19 protein-coding genes and 1 pseudogene are annotated in these 26,388 nt (G+C 43.3%); 11 read left to right on the forward strand and 9 right to left on the reverse strand.

The genetic code is table 11. The annotated features are described in order from the left end of the window. The gene (locus G9Q97_RS18540; protein WP_166149547.1) at window positions 1-5,397 is read right to left on the reverse strand and encodes a hypothetical protein; all 5,397 of its coding nucleotides are present in this window, start codon (window positions 5,395-5,397) and stop codon (window positions 1-3) included. A gap of 121 nt (window positions 5,398-5,518) precedes the next feature. After that, on the reverse strand, window positions 5,519-6,199 hold the full coding sequence (locus tag G9Q97_RS18545) for a response regulator transcription factor (RefSeq protein ID WP_222852026.1): 681 nt from the start codon (window positions 6,197-6,199) through the stop codon (window positions 5,519-5,521). 338 nt (window positions 6,200-6,537) lie between these two features. On the opposite strand from G9Q97_RS18545, the gene G9Q97_RS18550 reads away from it, so the two are divergent. From G9Q97_RS18550 to G9Q97_RS18570, 5 genes and pseudogenes are all read left to right on the forward strand, one after another. After that, window positions 6,538-6,765 (forward strand): MbtH family protein, encoded by a 228-nt coding sequence (locus G9Q97_RS18550; protein ID WP_166149554.1) that lies wholly within the window; start codon window positions 6,538-6,540, stop codon window positions 6,763-6,765. A gap of 102 nt (window positions 6,766-6,867) precedes the next feature. Next, on the forward strand, window positions 6,868-9,006 hold the full coding sequence (locus tag G9Q97_RS18555; protein WP_166149556.1) for a polysaccharide lyase family 8 super-sandwich domain-containing protein: 2,139 nt from the start codon (window positions 6,868-6,870) through the stop codon (window positions 9,004-9,006). Between the two features lie 80 nt (window positions 9,007-9,086). Continuing rightward, on the forward strand, window positions 9,087-10,400 hold the full coding sequence (locus tag G9Q97_RS18560) for a sulfatase-like hydrolase/transferase (RefSeq protein ID WP_317168782.1): 1,314 nt from the start codon (window positions 9,087-9,089) through the stop codon (window positions 10,398-10,400). 12 nt (window positions 10,401-10,412) lie between these two features. Beyond that, window positions 10,413-10,682, forward strand: a pseudogene (locus tag G9Q97_RS18565) (cation transporting ATPase C-terminal domain-containing protein); the annotation flags it as partial. Between the two features lie 396 nt (window positions 10,683-11,078). Beyond that, entirely contained in the window at window positions 11,079-11,708 is a 630-nt protein-coding gene (locus tag G9Q97_RS18570; protein WP_166149560.1) for a YceI family protein, read from the forward strand. 166 nt (window positions 11,709-11,874) lie between these two features. On the opposite strand, the gene G9Q97_RS18575 is transcribed toward G9Q97_RS18570, so the two are convergent. From G9Q97_RS18575 to G9Q97_RS18595, 5 genes are all read right to left on the reverse strand, one after another. Then, window positions 11,875-12,630, reverse strand: a complete 756-nt coding sequence (locus tag G9Q97_RS18575; protein ID WP_166149562.1) for a CPBP family intramembrane glutamic endopeptidase — start codon at window positions 12,628-12,630, stop codon at window positions 11,875-11,877. Window positions 12,631-12,872: 242 nt separating this feature from the next. Beyond that, window positions 12,873-13,784, reverse strand: a complete 912-nt coding sequence (locus G9Q97_RS18580) for a pirin family protein (protein ID WP_166149564.1) — start codon at window positions 13,782-13,784, stop codon at window positions 12,873-12,875. A gap of 176 nt (window positions 13,785-13,960) precedes the next feature. Further along, window positions 13,961-14,422 (reverse strand): FG-GAP repeat domain-containing protein, encoded by a 462-nt coding sequence (locus G9Q97_RS18585; protein WP_166149566.1) that lies wholly within the window; start codon window positions 14,420-14,422, stop codon window positions 13,961-13,963. A gap of 1 nt (window position 14,423) precedes the next feature. Further along, a complete protein-coding gene (locus G9Q97_RS18590) occupies window positions 14,424-15,122 on the reverse strand; it encodes a hypothetical protein (protein WP_166149568.1) in 699 nt (232 codons plus the stop codon). A gap of 90 nt (window positions 15,123-15,212) precedes the next feature. After that, window positions 15,213-16,307: an amidohydrolase family protein gene (locus G9Q97_RS18595; protein WP_166149570.1), complete on the reverse strand. Its 1,095-nt coding sequence runs from the start codon at window positions 16,305-16,307 to the stop codon at window positions 15,213-15,215. A 189-nt stretch (window positions 16,308-16,496) separates the two neighbouring features. Between G9Q97_RS18595 and G9Q97_RS18600 the strand changes: the two genes are divergently transcribed. From G9Q97_RS18600 to G9Q97_RS18615, 4 genes are all read left to right on the forward strand, one after another. After that, a complete protein-coding gene (locus G9Q97_RS18600) occupies window positions 16,497-19,193 on the forward strand; it encodes a DUF7133 domain-containing protein (RefSeq protein ID WP_166149572.1) in 2,697 nt (898 codons plus the stop codon). A 60-nt stretch (window positions 19,194-19,253) separates the two neighbouring features. Next, a complete protein-coding gene (locus G9Q97_RS18605; protein WP_166149574.1) occupies window positions 19,254-20,051 on the forward strand; it encodes a polysaccharide deacetylase family protein in 798 nt (265 codons plus the stop codon). A gap of 366 nt (window positions 20,052-20,417) precedes the next feature. Then, on the forward strand, window positions 20,418-22,304 hold the full coding sequence (locus G9Q97_RS18610; protein WP_166149576.1) for a hypothetical protein: 1,887 nt from the start codon (window positions 20,418-20,420) through the stop codon (window positions 22,302-22,304). 388 nt (window positions 22,305-22,692) lie between these two features. After that, entirely contained in the window at window positions 22,693-23,091 is a 399-nt protein-coding gene (locus tag G9Q97_RS18615; RefSeq protein ID WP_166149578.1) for a hypothetical protein, read from the forward strand. A gap of 47 nt (window positions 23,092-23,138) precedes the next feature. On the opposite strand, the gene G9Q97_RS18620 is transcribed toward G9Q97_RS18615, so the two are convergent. Continuing rightward, complete coding sequence (locus tag G9Q97_RS18620) at window positions 23,139-23,744, reverse strand: protein N-terminal glutamine amidohydrolase (protein WP_166149580.1); 606 nt, start codon at window positions 23,742-23,744, stop codon at window positions 23,139-23,141. Between the two features lie 102 nt (window positions 23,745-23,846). Between G9Q97_RS18620 and G9Q97_RS18625 the strand changes: the two genes are divergently transcribed. Further along, window positions 23,847-24,704, forward strand: coding sequence for an SDR family oxidoreductase (locus tag G9Q97_RS18625; protein WP_166149582.1), 858 nt, complete (start codon window positions 23,847-23,849; stop codon window positions 24,702-24,704). 1 nt (window position 24,705) lies between these two features. Here the strand turns inward: G9Q97_RS18625 and G9Q97_RS18630 are convergent, their stop codons facing one another. After that, on the reverse strand, window positions 24,706-25,500 hold the full coding sequence (locus tag G9Q97_RS18630; protein ID WP_166149584.1) for an SDR family NAD(P)-dependent oxidoreductase: 795 nt from the start codon (window positions 25,498-25,500) through the stop codon (window positions 24,706-24,708). A gap of 120 nt (window positions 25,501-25,620) precedes the next feature. On the opposite strand from G9Q97_RS18630, the gene G9Q97_RS18635 reads away from it, so the two are divergent. Further along, window positions 25,621-26,091: a YehS family protein gene (locus G9Q97_RS18635; RefSeq protein WP_166149586.1), complete on the forward strand. Its 471-nt coding sequence runs from the start codon at window positions 25,621-25,623 to the stop codon at window positions 26,089-26,091. Window positions 26,092-26,388: the final 297 nt, after the last annotated feature.

Consider the following 26,388-nt stretch of genomic DNA (forward strand, 5'->3'; position numbering starts at 1 on the left):
TTATGCAATCCGGCGTTGTTCCTGCCAGGATTCGGTGAAACTGATATTGATGATAAAGGCAATGCTAATGTCCAGTCCAAAAGTCACCTGGCATTGCAGATCTGTACGGGTGTCTCCCCCACCCAGTTCTTTTCTGGCATAGGTCCCTTTAGCTTCTATACGGATGGTGATGGAAACGATCCCTCCCAGAATTTCGGCATGCCCTTCAAAAAGCAGAAATGCAGAAACTTTCACGATGCCTTCCGCAATAAATATTTCTGCACCCACGACGAACAATACACTCACATTGCCCGCTACAGGAAGCCCTACAACGATTTGAGCGCCAAAACCAAATTTCATCCGTAAAGAAGGCCCCAATTTCGTGTCTGCCGCAATGTCCACATCTGCCTGGCCAATGGCGTAAATGGTGGCTGCCGAAATGGATACACACATTACCGATAGCCGGCCATAAAAACCTAGGACTCCACCAGCAGAAGGCAACAGTTCGTTGGCATCTGTAGTTACTTTAAGGGCCGCATTGAAGTAGGCGCCGATTTTCAGGCCGGCTTCCAGCTTGAAAGGTGTGTTGGGATCGTTGTAAACCGCATCAGGAATGGGAAAGCGGATCACAGGTATTTCCTTGGAAGCTTCAAACTTGTATTCCCAGCTACCCGCCTTATTGCTCATGGCCAATTGCAGGCCATTTTGAACGGCAGCCCCGTAATCACCTTCCTGCAAACTTTGAAGTATTTCCAGTAAATCAACCAAAGGATCCAATGCAGGCGCAAATTCCAGATCGGGTTTGGGATAGGTAGCTTCCTTCCCATTTTCGGAATCCCAATTGCCCCTAATGGTCATCAGCCGCTTTATTCCCGCCAGATCAATGACCAGGCCGATATTGTTCATTTTGCTTTTCCAGCTCTCCGTCACCGAGTTGATGTCAAAATCCAGGGATCCGGGCTCTTCCACATTCCCGTTTTTGTCCTTTTTGTCATATTCTATGTATATCCTGAAATTGCCCTCCCCCACATCAATCAATTCAAATTCAGTGGGCAGGTCAAACATTTCCTCAGGATTGTGCAGGAGTTGTAAGCCTTGTTCCTTGATGCCATCAAGGGTATCCTGTACATCCATCAATTCAAATACATCCTGGCCCAGATCTTTCAGCGCATTCAGGTCGAAGGGAAAGGAACCGTTTTTCTTCATCAGTATCGCTTCGCCAAGGGTCTGTGCAGAAAAATTATCCCCGGCACCTATATTGGGGAAAATCCCTTTGGTATTGACTATTCGAAAAGCATCTACAAACAAAGGAGGCGTTTTGCTGAGCAGTTTTTTTACGCCATTTTGAAAAGAAGGGGTGAGTAACAAAGCCTTTTGTGTATCGGTACTTTGCAAAAACCCGTAATTGACGGTACCATTTACCGGTTGACGAAACAATTCCAGCGGTTCGGCAATTCGGGTCAGTACAGTGCCAACAGGAAGGTCTATTTTTGTACCCTCCCCATCTTTGATCACTTTGCCCGGGCGAATTACCGGAATACCAAAATTGGGAGGGACAGGGCTAACTTCTCCGTTGGCCCGTTCATGCTTGACCATAGACCAGCTGCCGTCTTTAGGCAATAAAACATTGCCTCTGCCTGCCAGGCAAAAGACCGGATCCGATCCATTTTCACCGAAAGAATTGTTAAAGTCAAAATGACTGAACCGCATTTTCTGGCTACTTCCTACCACCTCTACTTCACAGTCAATGCTTCCTCCTATGGTACCCTGCCGCTGTACCAGCAATTTCAAAGCTGTATTATTTAATGGAAAGCCTTTGGGGCCAAGCTGTACGAATCCCAGAATCCTGCTGGAAGGTACCACTGCCTTTTCCCCTTCAGCGGTGGGTTTGGTTTCCATTCCTGCGGTCACTCCCTCAATTTCTACATCTGCATCAAAATAAACCGGCTGGAGACTGATGTCAAAATTTTGAGGAATATTCACTTCCTTGCCTTCTTGGTCTACCGATTCTTCAAATAGCACATTTTCATTAAAGGGCGCCACTTCATTGGTTTCGATGATATTGGATACATTGAACAATCCTTTGATCAATCCGGGATGAATTGGGAATTCGGCCGATTTTTCCACTCCAATCAACTGTGGTTCGGGGTTTTCCGGAGGTCCACCAGGAAAGGCTGGATTGTCTTCATAGACATAATACCTGAAATCAAATTTACCGTCACTTTCTGCCCGCCATCCACTATCAAAGCGGTAAACGTATCCCGAACTTACCCGAAAAAGGGTAATGGTCCGTACCACTTTTATAGCCCAGGGATATAGGATACTTTTGACCTGGATGATCTCGTGGGAACATCTTCCCATCATGACATCAAATTTTGCCTGGCTGGTTTCTGCCACAGCAGCTTTGGTATTCAGCCAATTGCTATACATATTGGCACCATAACCGCTCAGGTCCATTCGGGTTACGGGTACGCCCCGCTGTTTGTACAATTCAAAGGGGTAATTGCTATCATAAAAAAATTCCCGGTTGAAAATTTCCGTAACACTACCACCCAGGGTGCTTTTTCCCGTTTCATTACCCAAAAAATCGAGGATATTGTTGACTTGAACCGTGGTTCCCATAAACATTTGGCTGTCTCCTTCTCTCAGTGGGGTACCTGCATCCATGCGCAGTTGAAGCCCGGATTGAAGCTGATCCTGAAAGTTAAATTTTGGTCCACTCAGGTTACCCCCCTCCCGGTTCACATTGTTATACCGATAGTTCTCCGTTAACAGTGCTGCTGCCTTCATTCCAAAGGGCAGGGTAAAAAACGAGAAAGCTTTGAAATTTTCCTCATTTTTCCGTTTTTCCAATAAAAAATCAGTGAGAGGCAATGGGGCCAGCACTACTTTGTCCTCGCTGTTATTGGCTATTCGGGTAGGACCTCCATCATTGGGGTAGTAGTTAAATCCTGCGGCAGGATCGCCTGAAATTGGATCATCGGGTGGTGGTACAGGTGGGGTAAGGTTAATGACCGGCTCCCAGGAAATTTGGGGTACGGTAAAAGCACGCACATTTTCACCTGCACTGACCACATCAAGACCTTGCACCTGTAGGGAGAAAAAACTGTAAAAAATTTCACCGGTAGCAGGATCCCTTTCGGTATCCACCTGAAATTCCCGGCGGTTTAGCAAGTCAAAGCTAATGCCGAAAAGGTCTGCATTGGTACTAACATCCAATAGGGCAAATACATCCCTCCTATACCTGCTGGATTCTTTATCCCATTGACTGCCGTAATCCGGAATTCGAATGGGTGCAGCACTGCTTGTGCTGCTGGCCAACCTTGTATTGTCATTAGATCCAATTACATTGGATTGTTCCAGGTTGCCGGAAAAACGCATGGCGGAAAGCCTGCCTCCCGGATTTTCAAGATCCGAAAAGTTTGACCCTACAAAAGCTGACTCTCCGGGAATCGATGAAAAATTGCCAGGTCCTGGTGTTGCGGGATTGGTCCCGGGTTCTTCTTCTGGCTGATCCAGAGATATCCCACCAAAAAGCTGCTCAAGAGGCGAAAAATGGAACGACACTGTAACCTGATCCCCGGCATCCCCGGCAGACAAGGCCGTTCTTCCAATCAGCCAGCCTTGTAAGGTAGCTCCTGCCCCACCGGGTTGATTTTCACCTTCCCTGAACTGCCTCCTGACCAAACCCAGATTGGCGGCATAGGGATCCGGTAGCGTAGGAATATAGGCCAAAAGTCCAAAAGACAAGAACAAAAACCCTTCGCTGACCTTGGAAAAATTTTCATCCAGCTCCCCAAAGAGCAAGCAGCCATTTGGTTGGGTGACTTTAAATAAAGCATTGCTCATCGCCAGAGCCATCTGCTCCGGTATATAGGGATCCTGATTTTCAATTTCGGCAGTATCCGCAATCAAGTTGTCGTCAAAAAGATACACCAAACGGTTTTCAGGGGTAGCAGATAGTATGAGCAGGGAATGCCTGGATTGTAGCAATGGTGAGGTACCATCCACTTTGACCGGACGGTCCACCTGAAAATCCGTATTACAAAATCGTATCAATAGCTCATTTCCATTGGCATGACTGAGGTAAATCAAAGGACCGGATTGTGGAAACGTAAGCTGAACTTTTGAAGGCACCAACTGGTCTTCCGTTTTCCATAATTCCAGTTCCTGGCTCGCATGCGCATTAGAAACGCTAAAATCCACCAAAAGCAATTGTCCCGGACCCGCCAACAGGTGGGTCTGCGAAAGATTAAAACCACTACCCTGCAGGCCTGCCCAGGAATTGACCAGGCCTGGTCCGGTACGAACATAAAGTTGGCCGGTTCCTTCGGGAAAAGTTGGTTGCAACAAGTCCAGTTGGGTAATAGGAAGGAGCCAGCCAGTATTTTCTATAAGGGCTTTGTTACTTAAAAAATTAAAATCTGACTCATTTTGCTGCAAATTCAATGCTTTGGCTGATCCTTGAAAGGGTATCAGTATCCGCTTCAACAGGGGATGATAGCTCAGCGATTGATTTTTCTGCCAGCTAAAACCAATTTTTTGTCCCATCAGGTCCCAACTTGCTCTTCCTATTGCAGAAATGGACGCCGTATTCCCTGAAATATTGAAATCCAGGGTAGCTGGAAGGTTGAGCACCATAGAGGCAGCGGCCTTGCTATAGGGACTTTTTTTGTTAATATCCTTGACTTCCTGTTGTTCAAGTTTTAGCTCCACCTCGATTTTGGCATTTGCCGGAAGCGTTATCTTCTTATTGACCGTTTTGGTCGGATGGCTCATTTTTATCAGTCCCGATTTGATACTCAGTCCAGTAAAAGCTCCTTCTGGCGCATTCGGTGAAAATAGACGGGCATTGATCCAGACGCCTCCTTGTCCCAGATTGTATTGGTGGAGTTTTCGTGTAGCTTCCCTTGCTTTAATGGGGGCTTTTCCACTGGATTTTCTTTCCTGGAAAAGCAATACCGGTGAAGTAATCCCTTGTTTGTATAAGGCGGTAAATGCACCAATGGGCAAAAAATCAAACCAAAATTGCCTGCCATCTTTGTTTTTAAAAGGGCCTACAGTCTCATCAACCTTTGATCCTGCAGACCAGTCAGATACAGATTGGGAAATCAGTGGATCCCTAAGGGCTACTTCTCTTCGGAAAACCTTAAATTGGGTGTCTGGATTTTTCTTTTTTCTGGCTTCTTCAATTTTCTGAATGGCTTTCTTTTGAGAATCGCTGATGGTATCGGACTGGAATAAATCAGATTTCTCGAATGAGAATGGATTGGGGCGGTTCGGTTCAGTCCCGGATTCCAAATTTGTCCTTGTCAAAAGTGATGTTAGCTCTAAGGATGCTTTTTTCTCTACCGAAGTTTTTAGGCTTAGATGACCTATGAGTCCGGTTATTGCGGATTTTGGATTTCGTTTTTTCATGTAGATGGTTTGCTGGCTTGAAAAATTGTATCCAGTAACCACCTGAAAACAAAACAGTTGATTACTAAATATAAATTTATATAAATCTGAAAAAAGGCACAATCCCCATTTATGGGGATATTTATATCATATCGGATTTGGAGGCCTCTTTGATCAACTGGGCTGTATTCTTGACAGCAAACTTTTCAATCAGGTGTTTGCGGTGAGAAATGGCCGTATGGATACTGATATAAAGTTTGTCGGCAATTTGTTTTGATGAAAAACCTTCCCCAATCAAATGAAGCACCTCCCTTTCCCTATTGGAAATTTCGATGTTTCTATTCTGACTCCAGAGCTGAAACCCTGAAAAAACCTTTTCAATACGTTCTTTATGAGTGATATTATATAAATAACTGATTATCAAATCATTATTTGATTTAATCAGAAGTGAAACCTGATGTTGAATCAGGTACCATTTTTGAAAAATATCCTGAATATGATAGGTGTAAGAATTTCTTGGCGGGATATGATTCAAGCAGTCAGGATTGGAAATCAGCGATTCAATTAGCTGACGGATACCTGACAATTCCATAGGTTTTATTTTCTGGAACCAAAACTCCCAGCCCCCCTTTTCCATTACCTCGGAACTGTAGCCCAGGATATTTTTGAATGAATCATTGTGGAATAAAAATTTCTTTTTCCCTAAATCAAAAACGCTTACCATCAGGTATTTTCCTTCCGAAGAGCAGTCGGTCAAGGCATGAATTTCTTCATTGGACAAAATCCCCGAAAAAGATGGTATGATTCCATTTTTTGATGACATCCTTGAAAAATTAAAAAGCTATAAACCAAATACTTACTTTGAAATATAGCTATAAATATTGAAATTAAGCTAATCTATATCCTATTTTCTTGTAATTTTTCCTGGGGACCTTTCTTTACCCGTCATAATCTCCTATTTGTTGAACTAAACAAAATTAAGTCTTGTACATTTTGGAATAATCCGTACATTTAATATAAACAAGTATATCAAAACCTTTCATGTATTAAAATTATCCATTTGGATTAAAAACAAAGGTATTTCTATTCACCATATGATTAGATCATCATATATAGGAATATCCTGCGCATTTTAGAAAATAACTTAAAACAATTTATTTGATGTGGGACGATGAAAATAAAGAATTCCAGGTAGTGGTAAACCATGAAGAACAATACAGCATCTGGCCCTCGGACAGGGAATTGCCTCTGGGCTGGAATGCGGTTGGGAAAAAAGGAAACAAACAGGAATGTCTGGATTATATCGAGGAAGTCTGGACCGATATGCGGCCCCTTTCATTGAGGAAAAAAATGGAAGAAAAGGAAAAAAAGCAGCAAGAGGGAGATTAAGGAGGTATGTTGGTCCTTTATTCTTAATCCATATTTAACCAAATTACCCAAAATAATTACACTATGCAAGGGACAGGCTCCAGGAGGTTATGGTTGCCGATAATGATTTTATTTTTTCTGCAATCATTCAACTGCCTTTCCAATGAATTGGATACCATCCGTAAAAGGGTGGTGGCTGTATTATTACAAACCGAGATCAATAAGGCTGAGGTAAACGGAATACTCAATCAGATGGATTCGAAAGGCGCTTTTACTCCTATCAATTATGAGGATTTAAGCAGAACAGCAGGATTCCCACACAGGCGACATACTTCAAATCTGGTGTACCTGGCAACAGCCTTTACAAAAAAAACTTCCCCTTATTATCATGATCCGGCCTTAAAAGAAAAGATCAATTTATCCTTGAAATATTGGGTAGACCACGATTTTGTAGGTGATAACTGGCACAACAACCAAATCACAACCCCCACAAACCTGGTGAATCTTATGCTTCTTATGGGAGAAGAATTACCGGATGATTTGGTAGAAAAAGCACAGCCCATCATTGGCAGGGCCCACATGGAAGCGTCTGGAGCAAGACCCAGTGGAGACCGGATAGTTATAGCAGGCATATTGGCAAAAAACATGTTATTCATGGAAAACAAAGAGGCTTTTGACGATGTCATTGCCATCATTGCCAATGAGATAAAATTCAGCACCGGAGAAAGGGGCATTCAACACGATTACAGCTTCCACCACCGGGTAGACCGGGTAAACAACACCACTTCCTACGGATATGGGAAATATGCCAATGCTTTCGGTGAATGGGCAGATTATGTAGCAGGAACCTCATATGCTTTCGATAAGGACAGGATCAACCAGCTGGTAGATTACTATCTTGATGGGGTGTACAAACAGCTAGTATATGGTATCTATGAGGATATCAGTGTAAAAAACAGGTCCATTTCCAACAAATCTGAATTTCAGCCCAGGGGAACCTTGGAAATTGAACGCCTGTTACGTAGTACTGATTACAGGCAAGAAGAGCTGGAAAAGGTACTTAGCTTGCGCAAGGGAGAAAGCTCCCCTTCCCTGTCATTTGCCAAATTTTTCTGGCAAACGGAGCATTTTGTACTGCAAAGACCGGATTTTTATACCACTGTGCGCATGTTTTCTACCCGAAACCGCAATATGGAAAAACCTTATAATGGTCCGGGAAAAACCACTCACCACCGGGCTGATGGCACCAATTACCTGCTACTGAAAGGCAATGAATATCAGGATATCTGGCCGGTATACGACTGGCAAAAAATTTCTGGTACCACCATCCTGCAAAAACCTGAGTTACATGGACCCGAGGATATCCAAATGGATGGTTTAACCGACTTTGTAGGTGCAGCCGAAGACGGTTATTTTGGAGCCGTTGGTTTTGATTTTATCAGTCCTCACGACAGTACAATGGCGAAAAAGGCTTGGTTTTTTTTCGACAGGATGTACGTTTGCCTGGGAGCAGGAATTACTTCAGAAAAACCATATCCCGTGGCCAGCACCATAGATCAGGTATTGCTCCGGGCTCCTATCCGTGTAAAGGAACAGGGAACAACGGAGCGACAACTTCCGGAAGGTGAGCACCTTCTGGAAGGTCTCGAATGGTTGTATCACGATGGTGTAGGATATTGGTTTCCCCAGGATGCAGCCCTGACTGTCAGGAACCAGGTAGAAAGTGGTGCCTGGGCGGATATTACAGATCAAAAAAATGTTTCCACCAAAATAATCAGGAAAAAAGTCCTGACCGCTTATTTTAATCACGGCATTCGACCTCAGAAAGGAACTTATGCCTATGCCGTTCTTCCAGGGACAACTACCGATGAACTGGCTTCCATGGCTCAATCTGGCCTTCGCGTTTTATCCAATGACATGCGGATACAGGCGGTTCATCACCCCGGCCTGGAACAAACCCAGGCTGTATTTTACCAGAAAGGTACGCTGTCCTTGGCTGATGGCAGTTCGGTTGTGGTAGATCATCCTGGAATTGTCCTGATCAAAAAGAACCAGGAATCCATTCAATCCCTGACAGTTGCCGACCCGACCCGGAGAAGGGAGCAGTTCTTGATAAACCTTCCTGGAAGGTACAAAAATACCACCGGAGAATTCAGTACAAAATATAACAGAAGTGCCAATACCACTCAAATCTTGATCGACTTGCCCCAGGGCGTGTATGCGGGCAAGTCCGTTTCCCTGGATTTGTGGCAACGCAAATGACTACATATTGAAAATACAAAGGCCTTAAGTTAATACTACATCAATCAAATATGGATAGTTATAATCAAAAGCTCTTTCCTGTGAAATTATCCCTACGATTAAAGATGGCCATTACCCTCCTAATGGGCATTTCCATTGTTATCCCCTCTCAAAGCCAGCAAGCTCCCAATATCATATTGATCATGGCAGATGACCTGGGATATGAAGTGTTGCCCGCATATGGCAACACCTTTCACCGTACCCCTGCCCTCGACCGTATGGCTGCAGCGGGTATGGTCTTCGAAAATGCCCATGCCACTCCCCTATGCACCCCATCCAGGGTACAACTGATGACAGGGAAGTACAATTTCAGAAACTACATTGGTTTCGGACTGCTTGATCCTACTGAAAAAACGATGGCCCACTGGCTAAAAGAACAGGGTTACGCTACCTGCGTGGTGGGCAAATGGCAGCTTTACGGAAATGCCCGACAGCGGGAACTGGCCGGGGGAAAAGTGGGTAGCCTGCCGGAGGAAGCCGGGTTCGATGCCTATCGGCTGTGGCAGGTAAGCGATCTCGGTTCCCGGTATAAGGATCCCCTACTGGAAACCAAAGGTAGTGGCGTGGAAAAGTTTGACGGTAAATATGGGCCGGACCTCTTTACGGCATATTTGGAAGACTTTGTGGAAGCGCAGGCCGGTCAACCCTTTTTTGCCTATTACCCCATGGCCTTGACCCATGATCCCTTTGAACCCTATCCAGGTTCCCCCGATTTTGCCTCCTATTACCCTGAGAACCGCATCAATGATCCAAAGTATTTTCCAGGTATGGTCAGCCATATGGATAAATTGGTTGGCCGGATCATTGACAAAGTGGAAGATTTAGGCCTGGCAGAAAACACGCTGATCTTATTTGTTGGTGATAATGGAACGGACCGGGATGTAGTCACCCCGTTTAAAGGGCAGGACTTACGTGGCAATAAAGGATATACCAATGATCTGGGAACCCACGTTCCCCTTCTTGCTTACTGGCCGGGGACAATTAAAGCAGGAATCCGGAACGCCAACCTGATCGATTTGACGGATTTTTTACCAACCCTGCTGCAAGTGTCCGGAAAAGATCCGGCAGATTTGCCAGACCCGATCGATGGCGTCAGCTTTTATCCCCAATTGAAAGATTCCGATTATTCCGGACAAGTGCGGGAATGGGTATATTGCCATTATGCGCCCAATTGGGGAAATTTCACTCCCCGGACTTTTGTTTACAATACCCATTGGAAATATTATGCCAATGGTGAAATTTTCAACCTTAGCGAGGATCCTTTGGAAACCAGACCGCTGATTTTTAGAGAATTGAATAAAACAGGCAAGAAGGCAGTTCGAAAATTTCGTAGGGTGATAAAAGAAATGAAGTAATTAAGCAATGTCTTTCTCACGTTAGTAAACAGATCCTTTTATTATTCGGTACTGAAAACGATCAAATACCCCAATAAACTGGTGCCTTTGGTTTTAGGCATTTCTCTGCTTTTATTGGTAATAATATTGATCGTTCCGTCTATCCAATCGGTTTTTGAATTTGAAAATGTCAATATGGAATTGATCGGTGCAACGTTGGCCGTTTCTTTTGTTGGTGTTTTCTGGATTGAATTGTGGAAAGCCTGGCAAAGAAAAAAATTTAAGATTGAAAAATGCAAATAAAAATGGACCAAGCTGCAAGGTTTACCAACCACAAGTAAGATGGTTTGAGGAGATGACAGCAGCAGGATATAAATTGCCTTTGAACAGAGAACTGGAATCCGGATAAATGTTAACAAATCATCCCCCAATGGTCTTTCGATATCCAGGAGCCACTTCAGCTTATTATATTGGATACTTCCTTTCTTTCTCAGCCCAGGACCTCTTGTACACATGAATTTAACGCTTCTAGGTGTCGATTTTTAAATAAATTTTTGAATTTGATACCCAGATAGCGTAGCTTCGGTTTTTATCGAGAAAATTGTTACCCAGTAATGAAATTTAATAATAGTCAGCGTATTTTAATGCAACAGATATAATTCACAAAAATTAATAACTAAAACTACATTTTCTGAACACATGAAAAAACTATCCCAAATTGCACTAGGCCTGGCATTGCTTGCTTTCTACTCTTGCAACAATTCCACCAAAGTTGAAGAAACCGAAACACAGGCAAGCGAAGAAAACTTTAGCCTGGTAAGGGACTCGACAAAAGTAAGTTTCGTGGCTTATAAGACCACGGATAAGGTACCAGTGGGCGGTGAATTTACCAATATAAATATCAATAATTTCGGATCCGGGGAAACGGCACTGGAAGCCATGAACGGTACGGAATTCAGCATTCCGGTCAGCAGTTTATTTACCAATGATCCAACAGGAACCAGAGATCCCAAAATTTTAGAATTTTTCTTTGGTGCATTGGAAAACACCGAGCTGATATCAGGTGTATTCAAAGTGGATGCCAATCAGCAATGCTCCATCGACGTTACCCTAAACGGACAAACAGAAACCATCCCCTTGGAATATTCGGTGGTAGATGATACCAAATTCGTTTTTGATGGGGTAATGGAACTGGGCAACTGGGATGCCTTGGATGCCGTAGCATCTATCAATAAAGCTTGCGAAGCCCTGCATACAGGATCTGATGGGGTAAGCAAAACCTGGAGCGAAGTTGCTGTAAAGGCGGTGGTGTTACTGGCTAAAAAATAACTAACCAGAATAAAAATCCGAAAACCCACATCAAAGTAAGTTTTGGTGTGGGTTTTTTTATTTAGTGTAATGAATCATAGTTCGTTATTTTTTTTAACTGATAGCAAGGCAATTACTCCTACTATCAATAATAAGAATTCCAAAATCCAAAAATGCAATTGGAAAATTATAAAAATACTTTTTCGGTGATAACCAACACAACATGGGTGAAAATATGGGCGAGAAATGCACTTTCCAATCCTTTTTTCCAATATAACCATCCGAAAACAAGGCCACCTACAAAATTGCCGGTAAGGACATAAGCTATCAGTATAATACTGGGGTTTTCCACAACTTGATAAACTACTGGAAAATGCCCAATGGCAAAAATAAACGCGGAGAGGACAATCCCAATCCAATACACATAGACAGGGGTACTCTTAAAAAATTTCGCACCGATCCAAACCATCAGCGTCATCAATCCAAACCTCATAAAGATTTCCTCGGTGATCCCACCGTATAAAAACCTTGCTGAAAGAGTAAGTTGGAGAGATGTGTTCAGAAGTTCAAACTCCGTGGGGGAAATGTACCTGTATAAACCGAGAATGCTGAGTAACAAACCTGTGAGCGCTCCCCCAAGAAGTCCATAAATTGCGATTTCGCGAAGGTTTGGCGATTCCTGCTTTATTCCCACCACTTTCTCAATAATAGGAACACTCAGATTTACCTTCTGGTAAAGGAGAGTACCCACAATCAACGCAATTATCAAAATAATGGTAGGGTTGACCAAAGTCAACAGCTTAATTTGCAAAGGAGTAAACTTTTCTACCAGTATCGAAACAAGCTCCTCCGGCAAGGGGATATCCAGGGTTAAGATGGACAACATACCCAACATTCCAAGGAGAAATAAGAACAGTGCCAGGTAAAATTTTTTTCTCTTCATTACGGCTGAAATTAAATCGACAATATCCCGCAAATAAGCAGGTAAATTTTTCAAATAAACAAACAAAAAATTCAATCAAAACAGCCACTTACCTGTCTACCTAATAAACAGTTCGAAATTCAAACAAAAATGAAAGTGAAATCTTTATCATTCTGGGTAGAATACCAGAGCTAACTTAAATGGAAATCCAGTTCTACCAATTACTTAAGGGTATGGATGTATACTAATCCCAACAAACAGCCCTATGATAAGGCTTCCGGTGGAGGATCTTTTCTGCGGAATTTGTCATCAGGTAGTGGAATAAAGGTATCCTTATCATCCGGTGGCAAATCAATTCTTCCTTGCTTCCAGTCCTCCCTCGCCTGCTCTATGCGTTCTTTACGGCTACTCACAAAATTCCACCAGATAAAGCGCTCTCCTACCGGATCTCCGCCAAGCAACATCAGCGTACAATCTTCCTGCGCAAAGATATTGGCTTGCTCCTCTTTCGAAAATACCAGCAATTGCCCTTTGGTATACTGTTGGCTACCCAATGCCAATGTACCTTTGGCTACATACAATCCCCTCTCTTCGTACCCCAGCGGAACATCCAGGCGATAACCTTTTTTCAATTCCACATGCAGGTAAAACAGCGGGGAGTGGGTAGGTACATTACTTTTCAAACCATAGGCCTCCCCTGCTATCTGCCGCATCCATATTCCTTTTTCCTCGAATACAGGCAACCGATCTTTTTGATAATTTAAGAAAGTAGGATCCGACTCTTCGTCTTTTTCAGGCAAGGCCACCCAGGTCTGGATCATTTCCAGCTGCCCTCCGGCCAGCACTGCAGGATCCTCAAAGCGTTCACTATGGGCAATGCCCTTTCCAGCCGTCATCCAGTTGACTTCTCCAGGTTCGATAATTTGCTTTACACCCAGGCTATCCCTGTGGGTAACCTTGCCTTTAAACAAATAACTTACGGTAGACAGGCCAATATGAGGATGAGGAAGCACGTCCATATCCTTGCCTTTTTCAGTACCCAGGCTGACCGGTCCGGCATGGTCCATAAAGATAAAAGGACCTACCATGCGGCGTTTGCGAAATGGCAAAATACGATTGACCTTCATTCCTGGTCCTATGGCAGCCTCTCGGGCATTAATGACGATTTCGGGCATAGCAGGTTTTAAACTAATTTTATATTTTTAAGTACTGAATTACTCAACAGCATTGAATAAAGGCAAGGATCAAATTATTCTCTAAACAGATGGATTAGTTACAATCATTAAATTGAGAACTGCAAACTTATCGCTCTGCAGTAGCCATTTAAAAATTTGTCATTGAAATTATTTTATTATATCGCAAGATTTTCCAGCCAGGAAACATGTTCCTTACCACCATTGGCATTGCCAGGCCAGCGTTTCCAGATTTTGGATACGATATCCGGATCACCGTCACCATCAATATCTCCAATCAATGCATCGTGCCCCCCCAGGTTTCCGTCAAATATCACCCTCTCCTCAAATTCACCCCCTTTGCCATCCATATTTTCCCAAATATACCAGCGTGGTCCCCTACCCTCAGGAAAAATAGTAGGGTCTTCCTGTTCGACAGTAAAAATATCCATATCCCCGTCTCCATCAAAATCCGCAAGAGCAAGGGAATGAAATGAGCCATTGGTACCCGGTGCTGTCACAGGCAAATAGTGGGCCTTAAAAGTAGGGGAATCAAGCCCATCGTTTTCAAGCCAGGCAATCCGGCAAGCGGTCTGATCACTGTCTGCTATCACAATATCCTTATCACCATCCTTGTCCATGTCAATAATATTTACCTATCCATAACATTTCTGAAGGGTCGGACAAGTTTGTGATATTTACTTTTGAAGGAAAAGAAGCCATTTGGCCTTCTTCGGTTTGGTGTACCTCCTCTATTTGGTATTCAACCCAATTGAATCCCGGCTTTAAGTCCAATTGATAGGCATAGGTGACTTCAACATTCGTATCTGAGTCCACAAATTTCGGGAAAGTGCAACTTGTATTCACTTTCAAATCACCTTCCAAATATACTACCTCCCAAAACTTGCCTACTACAGCCGGATTATAGGCTTCGTCTTCCAGCCAGGGTATGAGTTTTTCCTCAGATACCAAAAAAACGGTTCCGGCCCATTGGTCTTTCTGAAGAAGCCGAACATAGTCTACCCGGGCAGCCGGCACATCATGATTTTCTCCGAAATCATCGCCATCCCCACAATTGAAATGAAAGCTAAAATACAAATCACTCATAAACATGGATTTAACCTCCTGCGGTACATTCTGGAAATCTTTACTCCCCAGGTCAATGGAAAAAGCACCATTTTTATCAACTGTCCCGGTTGAAATCGAATGATCCAAACCAAATGGCATGAGCACCATGTCCATTGCTTTTTTGGGGTGAGACCGAATTTCACCCTGAATTTGCTGTGACACGACAGTAGTCCATACCGTTGCTACCAGCAATGTGAGTAAAGTTGTTTTCATTTTCAAAAGAAATTATTTAGTTGAATCGTGTTTATGTGAAATTGACTGGAATTTTTTGTTTACACCCTATAAATTTATTGTAAAAATCCCTTAATCTCTCATCCCAAACCACTTCAGGCCATTTTCATAAAACACCTTATCGACCACCTCTTTGGGCAATTGCAGCGCTTTAAAGGGCCGGTTGATCAGGTCGCTTTCCATCATGTTATCGCTAACAAAAAATTCCCAATCCCGCTTCCAGGCCGCATCCATGGCAGCGTACAACTCCTCCTCAGTCCTGCTTCCGTTATCGGACAGGTCTGTGGCATAAAGGAGGCGGTCCTGGTACCGGATAAAGAATTCCCGCACTTTTTCACGGTCTTCAGCTGTTTGGTAAAATACCTGCCCCATGCGTGCCGCCAGATCCACAGCCATATTGGGAAAACGGTCCAGGGTCCTGGCCAATTCTTCCACATCGTATTCCAGGCTTCCCATGTGGGCTCCTACAAATTTTAGGTTAGGATGCTTTTCCAGCATGTTGTCTCTACGTTGGATCAGCTCCTCATGGCTGGGCATTTCGGGCTGCAGGTACATGTGGTATTCGGGATGGTTGCCATAATAATTCCTATCATTATTTGTGGTCATCTCATCCAGGGGAAGCCAGCAATTCTTAGGCTCAGCCAGATGACCCATAAGGGTTTTACCCCGCTTTTGAATATGTTCAAAAATGGGATCAAAACGAGCATCGTCAATTTGTATCAGGTTTCCGGCTGTATCCCGGGAGACCATGCCTATATTTTTCCAGACTTTGACGCCCAGTGCTCCCTGTTCAAAGCAGCTGTCTAACCAGTGGATCACTTTTTCCTCCCAATCCGGACTGTCCCAATTTGATACCGCAAAAGCGGTCACATTGGCTAACTTTTCAGGATTGGCCTGTTCCTGCTGCCTGCCATAGTCAAATTTCTGGTATACATCATTCCATCCATCGGTATATTCCAGGGCTACATTGATCAACCTAAAGCCATCCCTGGCAGCCTTTTCCACAAACAGGCTGCGATCGGTCTCTATATGGACGTGAACGTCCATTTTGGGGACCTCAGAATAGTTCTCTAAGGTATAATTATTGGAATCGGACCCACAAGCCATTCCCAAAAATGAATAAATGAAAAGTAAAATATATCCGGTCGGTTGCCATTCTGTTTTCATATTGCATTTGGTTATCCAATCAAATTAGTACATAATTGGTGAACTTGACAGAAAAACCGCTAAAAATTATTTTTTCGGTACGTGGTTTTTTATAAAAATGCCCTATTTTGGCCGTTGCTTTTCATTTTCAGCTGCACCATCTGGAATTGAATCCCTCAAAATTGAAAGAGAAAAAACACCATTTTACTGATGAATAAATATTTCGCTTACTGTTTTTATTTGTTTTTCCTGCTTGCCGCCTGTCAAAAACAGGAATTACAAAAACCTGTTTTTGATATTTCTCCTGCAGACCGCCTGGATCCTAAAAGAACCGAAGCTCCCTATCCCCAAGTCGGCATCCCCGATGGAGTGGATATGGAGTCTGCCCGCTGGAATGGCATTGACCTTACCCCCACCGCACCGGTAGTTCCCTTATCCGCTGTTGAAGAGCAAAAGACCTTTCACCTTCAACCTGGCTATCAAATAGAGCCAATTCTGGCCGAACCACATATTCAGGAACCTGCAGCCATCCAATTTGATGGCAATGGAAGGATGTACGTATTGGAATTAAGGACCTATATGCAAGATATTGATGCCACGGGGGAGCTGATGCCAGCAGGTCGCATTTCCCGTTGGGAGGATAAGGATGACGATGGTATCTACGAAACAGGAGTGGTTTTTCTGGACAGCCTGGTGTTCCCTCGGTTTGTGGTTCCTTTCGGACCCAATACCATTCTATCCATGGAATCCAATGAAGACCATGTTTATAAATACACCGATACCGATAATGATGGCCAGGCGGATACCAAGGAGCTTTTTGCCACTGGATTAGGCCGCTCGGGCAATGTGGAGCACCAAACCAGCTTTCTGACCTGGACCATGGACAATTGGATGTACAGTACTTATAACATGCGCCGGATCCGTTGGACACCCGATGGGGTGATCCAGGAACCCACCGGAAATCCTTATGGACAGTGGGGCGTAACCCAGGACAATTATGGTCAGGTATGGTTTCAGGATGGTGCCGGGGGTGTACCTCAAAATTTTAATTTCCCTATCGTTTACGGTAATTTCAGGATTGAAGGACAGTTTCAGGAGGGGTTTCGGGAACCCTTTAGCCTGGTCGCCTTGGCCGATTTCGAACCGGGCATGAGAGAAACCAAACCCGATGGTTCCTTAAATAACGTGACCGGCGCAGCAGGAAACGATGTGTTCCGTGGGGACCGGCTGCCCAAAGAACTGGTCAACCAATATTTTTACGGGGAACCCGTAGGCCGGATTGTCAGGCAGGTCAGGTCTGATAAGTCAGAAGGACTGACTTATATTCAAAACGAATACCGTGAGCAGGGAACGGAGTTTATCCAATCTACGGATCCGCTGTTCCGACCAGTAGACATGGCCACAGCCCCGGATGGCACCATGTACATTGTTGACATGTACCGGGGTATCATACAGGAGGGCAATTGGACCCAGGAAGGCAGTTACCTGCGTACCAAACTGCAGCAGTACCAAATGGACGATATCGTCGGCAATGGACGCATCTGGCGGCTGACACATAAGGACCATTCCAGAGGTACCGAGAAACCACGCATGTTTGAAGAATCGGCTAGTGAACTCGTTCAGCACCTGACTCATTCCAATGGCTGGTGGCGGGACAAAGCCCAGCAACTACTGATCTTGCGCCAGGACCGTTCGGTCGTTCCCGAACTAGAGCAAATGGCCAGAGATCATGACAATGAACTGGCCCGCATCCATGCTTTATGGACATTAGAGGGATTAGGATTTTTAAAGGCAAATTTGCTGCGTGAATGGTTTGAGGAAAGTAATCCAAACCTTCGAATTCAGGCGCTAAGAGCTGGAGAAACCCTCTATAAATACGGTGAAAAAAGCCTTGAAATGGATTACAAAAAAATGATCGGAGATTCTGATCCTGAGGTTGCTGTGCAGGCTTTGCTGAGTGCCTATCTACTGAATTTTGAAGGCATTGAAGATCAGTTACAAACGGTCCTTTCCAACAATCAAGCCAAAGGGGTGCAAACCGTTGCCCGGCAAATACTTGAGAAAATCGCTGCTGCTAAGGAGCGTGCAGCCACCCGGTATACGGCAGAAGAAAGGGTGCTTTTTGATCATGGAAAATCCATCTTTGACAGTTATTGCGCCACTTGCCATGGGATAAAAGGGCTGGGAACGCCAACAGGAGATGATGGAGACCTTATTGCACCTGGTTTTTCCGGATCTCCAAGGATACAAGGTCACCCGGAATATGCTGTTAAGACCTTATTGCATGGCCTCACAGGTGCCATAGAAGGGAAAGAATATGAGGGGGTCATGATAGCCATGGGAGAAAATACAGACGAGTGGATAGCATCTGTGGTATCCTATATCCGCAATGACTTTGGCAATCAGGGTAGCTTTATCAGCCCGGAATACGTTTCTCAAATTCGGGAAGCTACCAAAGAACAAAGTGGCAATTATTCCCATGATGCCCTGGTGGCGGAAGTTCCCAAACAGCTTTTTCCCCAGGACAACTGGAAGGTAAGTGCCAGCAGTACTGCCCTGCAAGGTGTAGGCTCAACACGTGATCCAAGCTATGCATTTGGCTTTAAGGGTTGGAGAACAGAGGACGAACAAGAAAAGGGTATGTGGTTCCAGATAAACCTCCCCAGTCCGCAAACCCTGGTGGAAATACAGTTTGATGCAGGAGATGAACAATATCCGCAACATTTTACGATAGAGGTTTCTCCCGATGGTAATTCCTGGAAAGAAGTGGCCTCAGAAAAAGGTAAAAAAGGAATCAATCAGATTCCATGGGATGCTGAAAGCCCTGCAACACATGTTCGCATGGTGCTGAAGGAAGGTCGGGATGAAACCTGGGCCATGAAGAACCTTAAACTATATGCCCGTTGATAAAGAAAAATTGAAATGATCCAAATCTTTTATTTGGCACAACATATAATAGCAAATAACATGAGAGAGGTATTTCTTGTCTCTCTCCTGTTCTCTTTGGGGTTCTCTCCGGGTTTAGGCCAGGCACAGATCCTCAAAAAACCTATACCAGATAAAACGGTAGTGTTGACTTTTGACGATGCACCCGCAAGCCATTATGCCCACGTTGCACCACTGCTAAGGGAAAGGGGCTTTGGAGCTACTTTTTTTGTTTGCGAATTTCCGCCTAACCATGCGGATAGCAGCAAATACATGAACTGGCGGCAAATGCAAGCCCTTGACAGGATGGGGTTTGAAGTAGCCAACCATACCCATACCCATGCACCTGTGGGAAAACTGTTAAAAGATGAAATCCTCAATCAAATTGAATACATTGAGGGTAAAATGGATTCTCTGGATATGGGAAGTCCTGTAAGTTTTGCTTATCCGGGTTATAGCATGAGCGAAACGGTATTAGATGTACTGGAGGAGAAGGAATACCGGATAGCAAGAGCGGGTGGAAGCCGGGTATACGATCCCCTTAATGACCACCCCTATCTCCTGCCTAGCTGGGCCACGGATGATACGAACGAACAGGTGATTTTTGATGCACTTACAAAAGCTAAGGATGGAAAGGTGGTTATTCTGACCCTACATGGGGTGCCTGACCTGGAGCATCCATGGGTAAATACCTCGCCGGAGCTTTTTGGCAGATATCTGGATTACCTCAGCGAAAATGAATTTGTGGTTTTATCCTTATTGGATTTGGAAGAATTCATCGATTTTGAGGAAGCAGCGCGGCAATTGTCACCTGATTTTTCCAAGCCACTAAAAAATTAACCCCCATTTTAACTTTTTCCAAATGCTTTTTTATCTCAGAAATTTCCTAATTTGTATCATTTCCTAAGCCTATTCGGCGACTTTCTCAACATTTAAATCCTTGAATATACATCAGCAAGTCAAGACCAGAGTGCAGAATTATTGCTGCCGATTTTTGCCTGGATAACAGGCTGATTTGATAGCACTTAATGTCCTTCCGGATATGGGATAAGCTGTAGTTTAACCTGAGGCTTCATTCTGGAAGAACGATTAGTAAAAGAGTGAAAATACATTCCTAAAAAATTTGAATTTTTTTTGTTTAAATATAATAAAATGGCTACATTTTGTTATAAGTAACTCATTTCCAATTCCCTAAATGTTAAAAAAATGCTATACACACTCAAAGGTAACCTAATTGGGGTAAAATGTGATGATCATTTTATGCCCCTGGCAAACACGACTGTCAGACTTTACAGATCGAGAGCAAATGTTGAAGAGGCTACCGTTTTGGTAGCCGCACAAGCCAAAGAGACTTTTCAGCTCATTGACGAAAAAGGAATAAAGGCCAAAGAAAAACAACTGCTGGCTGAGACCAAAACAGACGAATCGGGTAACTACATTTTTCAAATTGATGGTGACAAATCTAAATATAAAGGGGAAGCAGTCGAATTTGATATCCATTATGCTGAAATTCCTGATTATGGTCAAGAAGACACATCGAAACCGAAGAATTTCAAACCATTTCAGGCAACCTTGAATGTGATTCAGCCCAAATGGAGAGAAACCAACAATGGGTTGGAAGCGAGTTGGAATTACCGCATTTCGAATAGAATATGGTGCAGGATTCTTTCTATTTTGGATATTTGGGTGATTTGTGGTATTCTGACTAATTGTGAAACACAGCAGGCACTGTCAGGTATTGAGGTGCAGGCCATGGATGATGATATTATTTCTGATGACCTTTTGGGTACTGCCCTAACGGATGCCAATGGTCATTTTTGCATTTACTACAGGTCGAAAGATTTTAAAAAGACATTTCTTTCTCCATTGATAAATGTAGAAACGCCCCTGTTTCCATGGGGAAACGGCCCTGATATTTACTTTAAATTTGCCTTTGCCGGGACTGTTTTTTCCGAAGAACCTCCCTCACGTGCCAGGCAGGCGGATCGTGAAAATGTGGGTAACTGCTTCTGCGTTAGACTGTGCCTCAAGGACCAACCTGATGGAGGAAATGGTACGGAACCTGTGGGATATTTCTTTGCCATCGGAGAATTAAGGCGGTATAATTCTATTTTAAACATCAATCCGGCAAACGGAAAAACCATTGGCAAGCCTACAGCTTCCTGGAACGACCTGGCCTTTTACAATAACCTGGCTCTGGTAGGTGCCATTACTGAAAAGCTCAACGGACAGCCCATGGAATACAAATTTCAATATACCGAACTTGCCAATCCCACAGATCCGGTACCGGGAGCACCAGGGGCATGGACGGATGTTATTCCCAGTCAAATTGCGAATACAGTTATCGGTTATGGTTGGAGGTTAACCCCATTATTTGAATACGAGGATATCGCAATCAATGCCATTGGCAGCCAGATTCCGGTAAGTTTCAACGGAAATTGGATCGAAGTACCCCAGAGTGGGACCTTGCCTATGGGGTACAACCTAGTTTTGAACAATAATGGGCCTTTGATTAAATTGATTTCTACTACCATTGCCAATACACCTGTAGATATGGGGGGGTTGGTTCCAGGGAATAGTACCACCACCATAAATCCCCTTCAGCAAAACAGGTATTTCAGCTTGCGAATGGTTAAGAGGGAGGCGGGAAATTCAGCCTCCGAAGTAGTAGCAGGGGTGTCCAGACCTTTAGCCGTTTTCAACACCAAATACCTCAATGTTCCCCAACGTGGATCATGGCTTCCAACAACCAACAGCAACGAGTTAGGTGTGGCTTCCATAGATCTGGAGGAGTTGGCTACAGCGGGAGGCTGCAGCACCATTTCAGATTCCCTGACCGTTAAATATACCGCTGCCAATCCCAATTTAGGCGTCGTCAGTTTAGGAATGACAGGTCCGGGAGGTCCCCATAATTTTGCTCCGATCGTCTTTCCTTCTCCGGGAGAAGAAGCCCATGGAACATCAGCTTATACGGGGGATGTAACAGCTTTACCCAATTGCTCTTATGAGGTAAGGTTGAATGCAGAACTTAAACTAACCAATGGTGAATCCCAACATGATGGTATTTGGGACCGGGTATTGTTTTGCAAATAAAGGTTATGCATCCATACCCTTAGCAGAGACCAAAAATCCCCGGAAATATTCCCGGGATTTTTTGATCTCTGCTTTCTACATCTTAACATCAAATTGGCCCGGGATAATCATGCTATTTTTATAAAAATAAAGCCTCCTTGGTCATGTTTGCCAATTTTTTAGGCATTTTGGGCATTACCTTTCTTCCAGACCAACAATTTCAGGTTTGCGGACTCCAATTAACATAAGAAATCAAGCATGACGCAAGCGACTAACGGAGGGATGATTATCAAACATGCGAGATTCCCCGTCCGACTGACATCATCCGGGCAGGCATGTGACCGCTAATAACAAATTATAAACACATGAAATTATTTTATACATTTGGTTAAACCAATATAACAGGCTTATGAAAATCTTAACCCCTGTATTGCTTTTGTTCCTCAGCTGTTTTTCTTCCTATGCCCAGGATAAGGCGCAAACCACTCCCTCTGACAGTCTGATGATCACAATATTTATGAAGCACCACCAGGACAAGAATATTGATGAATTGCGGGAGATCCGGAATAACAACGGCTTTTTGGAAAATTTCCCTCCCCCTTCTGCAAAAGTAGTCAGCTGGTACGTACTGATGGGTATTGGGCAGGTGGTCACCTTGAAAATACCGGCAAGTGAATTGCGTACCCTGAATATGGCCGTAGAGAAAAGTGTCTGGGGGGCATTTTCTACAGAGTTTTACCCAACCTATGACCTGTATCCCCACATTAAGGAGGCAAAAGAAAATTTAAAAGCAAGCCAAAATGAGTAGCCGATTTCCTTTCAACTTTGAGGTTTATAAACTTTGAAAATTGAACCCTACAGGTACCTGCCTTTCAATTCATCCAGTTGGATGATTTCATATTGGCTGGAATCGCTAAAATCCATGATTTCTGCTATTTCCAACCTTTTGTCATGGCCATGCTCAATTTCAGGCCAGGAAGGCGGACTGAAAATCCAGTTGCCAATGGCATCTTTCATATGTGCTCTATCGGAAAAAAAGTTGCTGGCAAAATCTTTGGCTGGCAATCCTTTAAATAAAGGCGCAGTTTCCGGAGATAATCTTTCCTTTCCGAAAGTTTGACTGAGATAAGAATCCAGGCTACAGGGGAATTCAAGGGTAGAATCAAAATCATATATCCACCATTTTTCCTGCTTCCGGGCCAATAAGACCACATGGTAATCCCAGCAGACTGGATTTTCATTTTCTACAGGATTATGAAACCAAAAAGGGCAATTTCTACTTGTATTAGATATGATCAATACTACATTTTCCTGTGATTCGATATCCGGATGAACACACAATTGCCATACGTTCTCCTCACAATAATTTTTGGCATATTTATAGGTGCTTTTCTCCATTCTGAACGGCAAAGGTAAAACATAAACATTAAGGAAGCCTCGAAATGTTCTGTTGATTTTCAAAGAAAGGGTTTTAAAGACATATGACTTGTTATTTACATAAAACTGTACCCTTCCAGGTTTATTTGAATTTTCATTTTTCCCCAATCCTAATTATTCTAAAATATGAAAGAAAAAATTTGCCTGATAACAGGTGCCAATTCAGGAATAGGTTTTGAAACAGCTAAAGAACTATCTCAGAGGGAATTTCGTGTAATCCTGCTTTGCCGCTCGGCAGAAAAAGCCAAAAGCGCCAAAGAAGAAATCCTTAAATCCAACCCGGATGCAGAAATTGACCTGGCCATTGCCGACCTGACTTCCCAAAAACAGGTCAGGAAAGTGGCCAAGGAAATCGCAGCGTCCTATCCAAAAGTAGATGTCCTGATCAACAACGCAGGGTCCTGGTTTTCTGAATTCAAACTTACAGAAGACGGAATTGAAAGGCAATGGGCCATCAACCATCTTTCCCCATTTCTTTTGACCCATTTGCTGCTTCCTTTATTGCTACAAGCAGAAGACCCGAGAATCATCAATTTGAGTTCCGATTCTCATTTTCATGGTAAAATTCATTTTGATGATGTCAACCTGAAAAAAAAATACCATGGTTTAAGGGCCTATGCCCAATCCAAACTGGCCAATGTGCTCTTTACACATGAATTCGAAGTAAGAAAAACAGAAAAGAAACTTACCATTAATGCAGTACAGCCTGGTTTGGTCAAAACAGATATCGGCCTGAAACATACTTTTTCCTTGCACGGGTTCTTGTGGAAAATCAGAAGACTTTGTGGAAAATCTCCTAAAAAGGGGGCCGAGACGAGTATTTACCTCGCTAGTTCCGATCAGGTAAAAGGAATATCTGGCAAATACTGGGACAATTGTAATATAAAAAGTACCTCTTCTTCAGCCGATTCGTCCGTAAATGCAGCCAAACTTTGGGACTTGAGCATGGACATGTGTGGGATCAAAACGTATTTTCCGAAATAAATCAATGTTTGCTATATACCCGAAAAAGTCTTTCCAAAAGCCTCATCTTTAATCCAGTTGGACAAACTTTCATCAGTTTTACCAGAATCCAATTGATTTTGCCGGGTATGACGACGGCCTTTCCCTTCAATAAACCATTTAACCCCAATTCAGCCACTTCCTCAGGACTGCTCAGAAGCCATTTGGCCCGATTGCCATGAGCCTCCATGCGCTTTAGGGCTTCCGCATTGGTCATGACAGGGCCGGGACAGACTACCGTTATTTTTACCGGTCCTTTCCTTTGCTCTTCTCTTAGAGCCAGGGAAAAAGCATATACAAAATTTTTGGTACCCGTGTATACGGCCTTATAAGGCAAGGGCAAAGTGGCTTCCATGCTGCTCATATTCAACATGTAAGCATGCTGGTGTTTTTTTAAGATCGGCAAAAAATAATGACACATTAATACCAAAACCCTGTTGTTCAGGTCTATTATCTTCAGGTATTTTTCCAAGGGAATATTTTCAAATCGCCCCCCTGCCCCTACACCTGCATTATTTATCAACATGTTGATTTCAAGCCGGTTTTCTTTACAAAATTCATATAGTTCAATAATTGAATGGGCTATGGTTAGGTCAGTGGCATAAATAAGGACCTTAACTGGATACAAATGCAAAAGCTGTTGCCGGGTTTCTTCCAATAAAGGACCCGGCAAAGCCACTAAAAGCAAATTCATGCCCCTTTTGGCGCAGTCAAAGGCAAATGCCCTACCAATGCCCATACTAGCTCCGGTAATCAGGGTGTAGGTATTCATTTTCATTGCCTGAAGGTAAAAAAAACCGAAATGATTTTGGGTATTTTCAGCGACAATGCTTTTTTTGACATTTAATCTTAAAACTGATTTTATCCCTTCCAAATGTAATAGCTATATTTGAATCTTATGCACAACAACGATATTCTAAGGAGTCTTCGGTATACTTTTGATTTCCGTGATGATCAGATGATTCACATTTTTTCTCAGGCTGACATGGAAGTTTCCCGGGCTGAAGTCAGCGACTGGCTTAAAAAAAATGACGATGAAGCCTTTCACCCACTCAGTGATTTTAAGCTAGCTGTATTTCTAAATGGTTTGATCAATTATAAAAGGGGTAAAAAAGACGGCTCTCAGCCTGTGCCTGAAAGCAGACTTAGCAATAATGTCATTCTAAGGAAGTTAAAAATAGCTTTACAATTGAAAGATGAAGACATGTTGGAAATACTGGAGCTGGCCGGGCGAAAAATCAGCAAACATGAACTGAGTGCTTTTTTCAGAAAACCAGAGCAAAGCCAGTACCGTGTTTGTAAAGACCAGATCATGCGCAACTTTCTCCAGGGAATGCAAAAAAAATACCGGGGAAATCAGGAGGAATAGCGGAATAAAGGAATAAAAGTACCTCAGGAACTACCACCACCGCTTTCCCCCTATTTTTTTGGGTAAATTTCAAACAATCTTCCCAAAAGCGAAAGGTTTTATTCTATACATGTACAAATCACTGAAAATCGATACTCTTTTCTATGTTATTGATTACGAATCAAATACTTTCCGAACCAGGGATGTTATTTGGTTTTTCGAAAATAAAGCAGTAGTCTTGTCTTGAAAAGGGCTTTTGTAGCGTAATTGCTTTCGAAAAGCTAACCCATTAAGCTTTCAAATCAATATTTCAATTCA

It is taken from the genome of Cyclobacterium plantarum, assembly GCF_011290685.1.
GTDB classification, from domain to species: domain Bacteria; phylum Bacteroidota; class Bacteroidia; order Cytophagales; family Cyclobacteriaceae; genus Cyclobacterium; species Cyclobacterium plantarum.